Source organism: Elusimicrobiales bacterium (assembly GCA_041651175.1).
Taxonomy (GTDB): Bacteria; Elusimicrobiota; Elusimicrobia; order Elusimicrobiales; family Elusimicrobiaceae; genus JAQTYB01.
The window spans coordinates 1-5,249 of sequence record JBAZJT010000044.1 but is presented as its reverse complement, the minus strand read 5'-3'; the positions used below and the strand labels follow the sequence as shown (position 1 = coordinate 5,249).

General features: G+C 58.5%; 3 protein-coding genes. All 3 read left to right on the top strand.

The window, feature by feature from the left end; translation table 11 throughout:
• Positions 1-181: 181 nt before the first annotated feature.
• Positions 182-4,018: an RHS repeat-associated core domain-containing protein gene (locus WC421_11685; GenBank protein MFA5162888.1), complete on the top strand. Its 3,837-nt coding sequence runs from the start codon at positions 182-184 to the stop codon at positions 4,016-4,018.
• Positions 4,015-4,410, top strand: a complete 396-nt coding sequence (locus WC421_11680; protein ID MFA5162887.1) for a hypothetical protein — start codon at positions 4,015-4,017, stop codon at positions 4,408-4,410. Before WC421_11685 ends, WC421_11680 begins: the two co-directional genes overlap by 4 nt.
• Before the next feature lie 117 nt (positions 4,411-4,527).
• On the top strand, positions 4,528-5,249 hold a 722-nt coding region (locus WC421_11675), incomplete at its 3' end, for a hypothetical protein (GenBank protein ID MFA5162886.1).

Here is a 5,249-nt window from a genome sequence, read left to right as displayed (position 1 = left end):
TTTCCCTGAAGGGTAAAATAAGATGGAAAAAAATAGGACAATTCAGCATGGATGAAACCGAAGATGTCTATTACGCAAAGCTCAAATCCATATACGAAGATATCAAGGCAAACCGGTTTCAATTTGAAAAGGAGGAAAAACAAAAATAAACAAAACCCGCTGTCATTGTCAACTGAAAATTATGATAAGGACCACTGTTTTTAAATTGTTGATTTTCATAAGCACGGTATTCCTATCCGCGCCGTTTTTGCACGCCCGGACTCTGCCCAAATCTCCCACTCCCGAGACGTGCCAGTTGCCTTCCACGGAGGCTCCTTCGGACTGTCCGCGGTGCTACGACGAGGCGTCCGGCGGCGTTTCCGTCAGCGGCGACCCGGCGGTCTATGTCCCCAATTTCGCCGGGCCGGTGGATTTCCGGGTGTTCTACCTCAGCGACAACCAGGACGCCGGCGACATCGGCAGGTCGTGGCGGCATTCGTTTGAATCGTCGGTGCGGGTGTATCCGGCGGCGCGGCTGCTGGCTTCTGCCTCGGTTGCGGGCGGCTGGAGCGACCCGTACTCACCCGGCGCTTTGATGGGCGCCTCCGGCATGGACATTCCCGCCTCCGACCTGGAGACCGTCGCCGTCGTGCGCCCGCCGGACGGGCGGCGGCTGCTGTATTTCCTCAATTCCTCCGGCCAGTGGGTTGCGCCTGCGGGCGAGAGCGCCGTTTTGTCGGTTTCCGGCTCCACCGCGGCGCCGTCGGGGTTTGTGTGGAGCGCGGACGACAGGCTGGTTTATTCCTACGACGGCGCGGGGCGGCTGGTTTCGGTAACCGACCGCAACGGCGCGGCGCTTTTGCTGGAGTATTCCTCCGGGCTGCTGTCGGCCGTGCGGGACCCGGACGGGCGCGTACTTTACTCGTTTTCGCGCGACGGGGCGGGGCGGGTGTCTTCTGTAACCGACATCGGCGGGCGGGCGCATTATTTCGGCTACACCGGCTCCGGGCTGCTGGAGCGGCTTGAAGGGCCCGAGGGCGTGTCAACCTTCGGCTATCAGGGCTATTCCGTATCCGGGCTGGAGGGTTTTGCGGGCGGGTATTTCGCGCCGGGCGGCTGGGGGAACGCGGAGCTGCTTTCGCGCGTTACCCCGCCCGGCGGGCAGGTTACAAGCTATGCTTACTCGGCGCCGGCGTACCGGGTGGACCATTCGCGGGACTGCAAATCCGTTCCGGCGTTCAACTACGCGGGCGCGGAGCGGTGCGCGCTGCTGGCGGGCGCGGCGGCTCCGGCGGACAAGGTGTATCTGGCGCCGCTTGCGCCGGCGGCGTCCGGCTATTATTTCGTGGACCGGGCGGCGTTTTCGGCGTGGTATTTCCCGCAGCGGTATTATTTAAGCTCCAAAACCGGGCCGCGGGGGACATACACCTATGAATATATCGTAGACGACCAGACCGGCGAGGGCGAAACCCGCATCACGCCGCCTTTGGGCGGCAAAGAGGTGGTGCGGTGGAACAAGTCCAACGGCCATTTCCGGCGGGCATACACGGTTGACGGCGCGGGCGGCAAGACGCTGTTCGCCTACGATTCGGCGAACAATCCGGTTCAGGTTACCGATCCCGCCGGCAATGTCCGCGGCTATGCGTGGGACGCGAAAAACCGGCTGACCGCCGCGACGGACCCGCTGGGCAACCGCGTCAACATCGGCTACGACCCTGCGTCCGGCAACATCAGCTATTACGCCGACGCGAAGGGCAACACCGCGCATTTTTCGTACGACGCAAGCGGCAACCTGTCGCGCATCACCGACGCGGCGGGGCATTCAACCGATATAACCAATAACGCGCACGGACTGCCGCTGGCGATAACCGGCCCGCTGGGCCATGCTGTAACAATCGGGCGGGACGGCTACGGCAATGCAACATCCGTAACCGACGCGCTGAACCGCAATTCCGGTTTCGCCTATGACATCATAGGCCGCGTAACGCGCATGACGGACCCGGCGGGCAAGGCGGTGGCTTTCGCCTACAACCCGGACAACACGGTTGACACGGTTACCGACGCCATCGGCGGCGTAACGCGCTACGGCTACGAGCCGGGCGGTTTTGAGACGGGCGCAAAGCGGCTTGTTTCGCTGACGGACGCCGCCAATCACGCGACGGGTTTCGCCTACGACGCGCAGGGAAGGCTGTCCGCCGTAACCGATCCGTTAAGCCATGCGGCGAGCTACGGCTACGACGCGGCGGGAAGGATCAGCGCGGCGGCTGACGCAAACGGCAGCAGCTTCGCGTTCGCTTACGATATTTTGGGCCGGCTGGCATCCGCCACCGCCCCCGACGGGCAGACGGCCTACGGCTACGACCTTGCGGGCAACCTGACAACGGTGGAAGGTCCGCAAACAAAGTTGCAATTCGGCTATGACGCGGCGGGAAGGGTAACGGCAACAAGCGCGCAGGACAAGATTGCAAACCTCGGCGGCGCGTTCACCTACACATACGACGCCGCCGGGAACCGGCTGGCGATGACGGCCTCCGGCTACACATGGAGCTACAGCTACGACGCGCTGAACCGCCCCGTAACGATAACCGCGCCCGGCGGGACGCAGTTCCAATTCACCTACGACGCCGCCGGACGGCGCACGCGCATGGATATGGGCGCGGCGGTGGCGGCGGAATATGTTTACGACGCCGCCAATCAGCTTACCGGAATAACCTACCGCCGCAAAACCGACAATGCGGTTATCGCCAGCGTCGGCTACACATACGACAACGCCGGCAACCGCGCAACCATGGCTGACGATTTCGGCAGCCACGGATTCGCTTATGACGACCTGCACCGTCTGACAAGCGCGGTACACCCGTCCAGCGGCGCGCTGAGCGTGCAGTCCGAGGCCTTCGCCTACGACGCGGTGGGCAACCGCACAAGCGACGCCGTGCGCTCCGGTTACGCCTGCGACGCCGCAAACCGACTGAATAGCGATTCGCTTTACACCTACGATTACGACAACAACGGCAACCTGACAACAAAAACGCGCGCATCCGACAACGCGCAGACCGCATACATCTACGACGCGCAGAACCGCCTTACGCAAGTAAACCTGCCGTCGGGCTACAGCGAGGCGCTCCGTTACGACGCGACAGGCCGGAGAATCGCAAAAACGATAACGCACAACGGCGAGACAATTCGCGAACAGCATTACATCTACGACGGCGAGGACATCGCATTTGTAACCGGCGCGGACGGCGCGCTGAAGGCGACCTACACGCACGGCCCCGGCACGGACGAGCCGCTGATGTTAAGAAAAGGCGCAAGCGATTATTACCTGCTGGCCGACGGGCTTGGCAGCATAATCGCCATCGCCGACCAGACGGGAACCGTAGTTGAGCGCGCGCAATACCAAGCCTACGGCAAGCCCGTGTTCAGAAACGAAATAACCGCCAGCACAAGCGCCTGGTCGCAGACGGGCAGCCTATACAGCTACACCGCCCGAGAATGGGACGCCGAAACCGGCCTGTTCTATTACCGCGCCAGATACTACGCCCCCGACACCGGCAGATTCATCCAGAAAGATCCGATTGGATTTTTTGGTGGGAATAGCAATTTATACACTTATGTTGCAGAGAATCCACAAAACCATACTGATAGTTCAGGGCAAAATTTTGAAAGCGATGAAGCGCAACATTGGGGCAATAAATGGAAAAGTAGGCCTGCAAGTGTCCGAACTTGCATGAGGATTGCTGACTTTACAGGTTCGGTTCCGCATTTTTATATCGAGGCTGGAGGGGCTACTTATGGATTGAGTACACCAGAGAATATCGATATTAACAATCCAGAGGACATAGATAGAGGACGGCGACTATTTGGTTGGCCATGGTCGGGGTCTGACTCTAAAACGACAAAATGTGTTCGCCAGAAAGCGTTACGTGATCAGCAAAAAGGGGTGGAATGGTCTTTTCTGAATAATTGCATTGTATGGGCTATTAAAACATGGTGGGAATGTAAAAACCCCAAGCCAGATAATTGTATGGAGGAAAAATGAAAAGAATCATCCAGGAGTTTATTGTTGCATTTGCAGTGATATCGCTGATATTTTGCATTGGTATCGTACTCGGAAGCATCTTGGTAACGTTAGGTATTATCGGCTCTTTTTTTGGCGTGCTTAACCTTATCTCAGTATTTATAGTTATGGGTTATGTCTGTAGCTACAAATGGGGCAGGAGGGGCTTAGTGTATTTATTCATGTCACTAGGGGTTTATTTCACGGGATGCTATTGGATACACATTCATCGTCTGGAAATGCCGTTATGGATTGTTAAATCAACAGCTGCATATGGAGTTGCTATATTATGGGTATCTTGGGTTCTTGCCATCCCTGGCGTAATTTATGGATTCCACAAAAGAAACATTATGCTAAATAGAAACAACAAGTGAAGAGGACTGTTTAAAATGGCAAGAACACTGCGGACACTTACTTGCAATTGTGCGGCGATGCTTCTCGCAGTGTGTGCCCATGCCTCCATTCCGGCGGGAATGGAGGGGGATGGGCAAATGCTTGGGCACGTGCTTGCCATCGCCGAAACGACCAACCGTTTGCATTCACAAAAATCCATACTAACCACTTCCAATTACACATATGACGCGGCGGGAAGGGTAACGGCAACAAGCGCGCAGGACAAAGCCGCAAACCTGGGCGGCGCGTTCGCGTACACATACGACGCCGCCGGGAACCGGCTGGCGATGACGGCCTCCGGCTACACATGGAGCTACAGCTACGACGCGCTGAACCGCCCCGTAACGATAACCGCGCCCGGCGGGACGCAGTTCCAATTCACCTACGACGCCGCCGGACGGCGCACGCGCATGGATATGGGCGCGGCGGTGGCGGCGGAATATGTTTACGACGCCGCCAATCAGCTTACCGGAATAACCTACCGCCGCAAAACCGACAATGCGGTTATCGCCAGCGTCGGCTACACATACGACACTGCCGGCAACCGCGCAACCATGACCGACGATTTCGGGGCGCACACTTTCGGCTATGACGACCTGCACCGCCTGACAAGCGCGGTACACCCGTCCAGTGGCGCGCTGAGCGTGCAGTCCGAGACCTTCGCCTACGACGCGGTGGGCAACCGCACAAGCGACGCCGTGCGCTCCGGTTACGCCTGCGACGCCGCAAACCGGCTGAACAGCGACAGCCAGTATACTTACGCATACGACAACAACGGCAACCTGACAACAAAAACGCGCGCATCCGACAACGCGCAGAC

What these genes read in the sequence shown, in the direction of transcription:
- WC421_11685 (MFA5162888.1), top strand. Translation starts at nt 182, where the DNA reads ATGATAAGGACCACTGTTTTTAAATTGTTGATTTTCATAAGCACGGTA.
- WC421_11680 (MFA5162887.1), top strand. Translation starts at nt 4,015, where the DNA reads ATGAAAAGAATCATCCAGGAGTTTATTGTTGCATTTGCAGTGATATCG.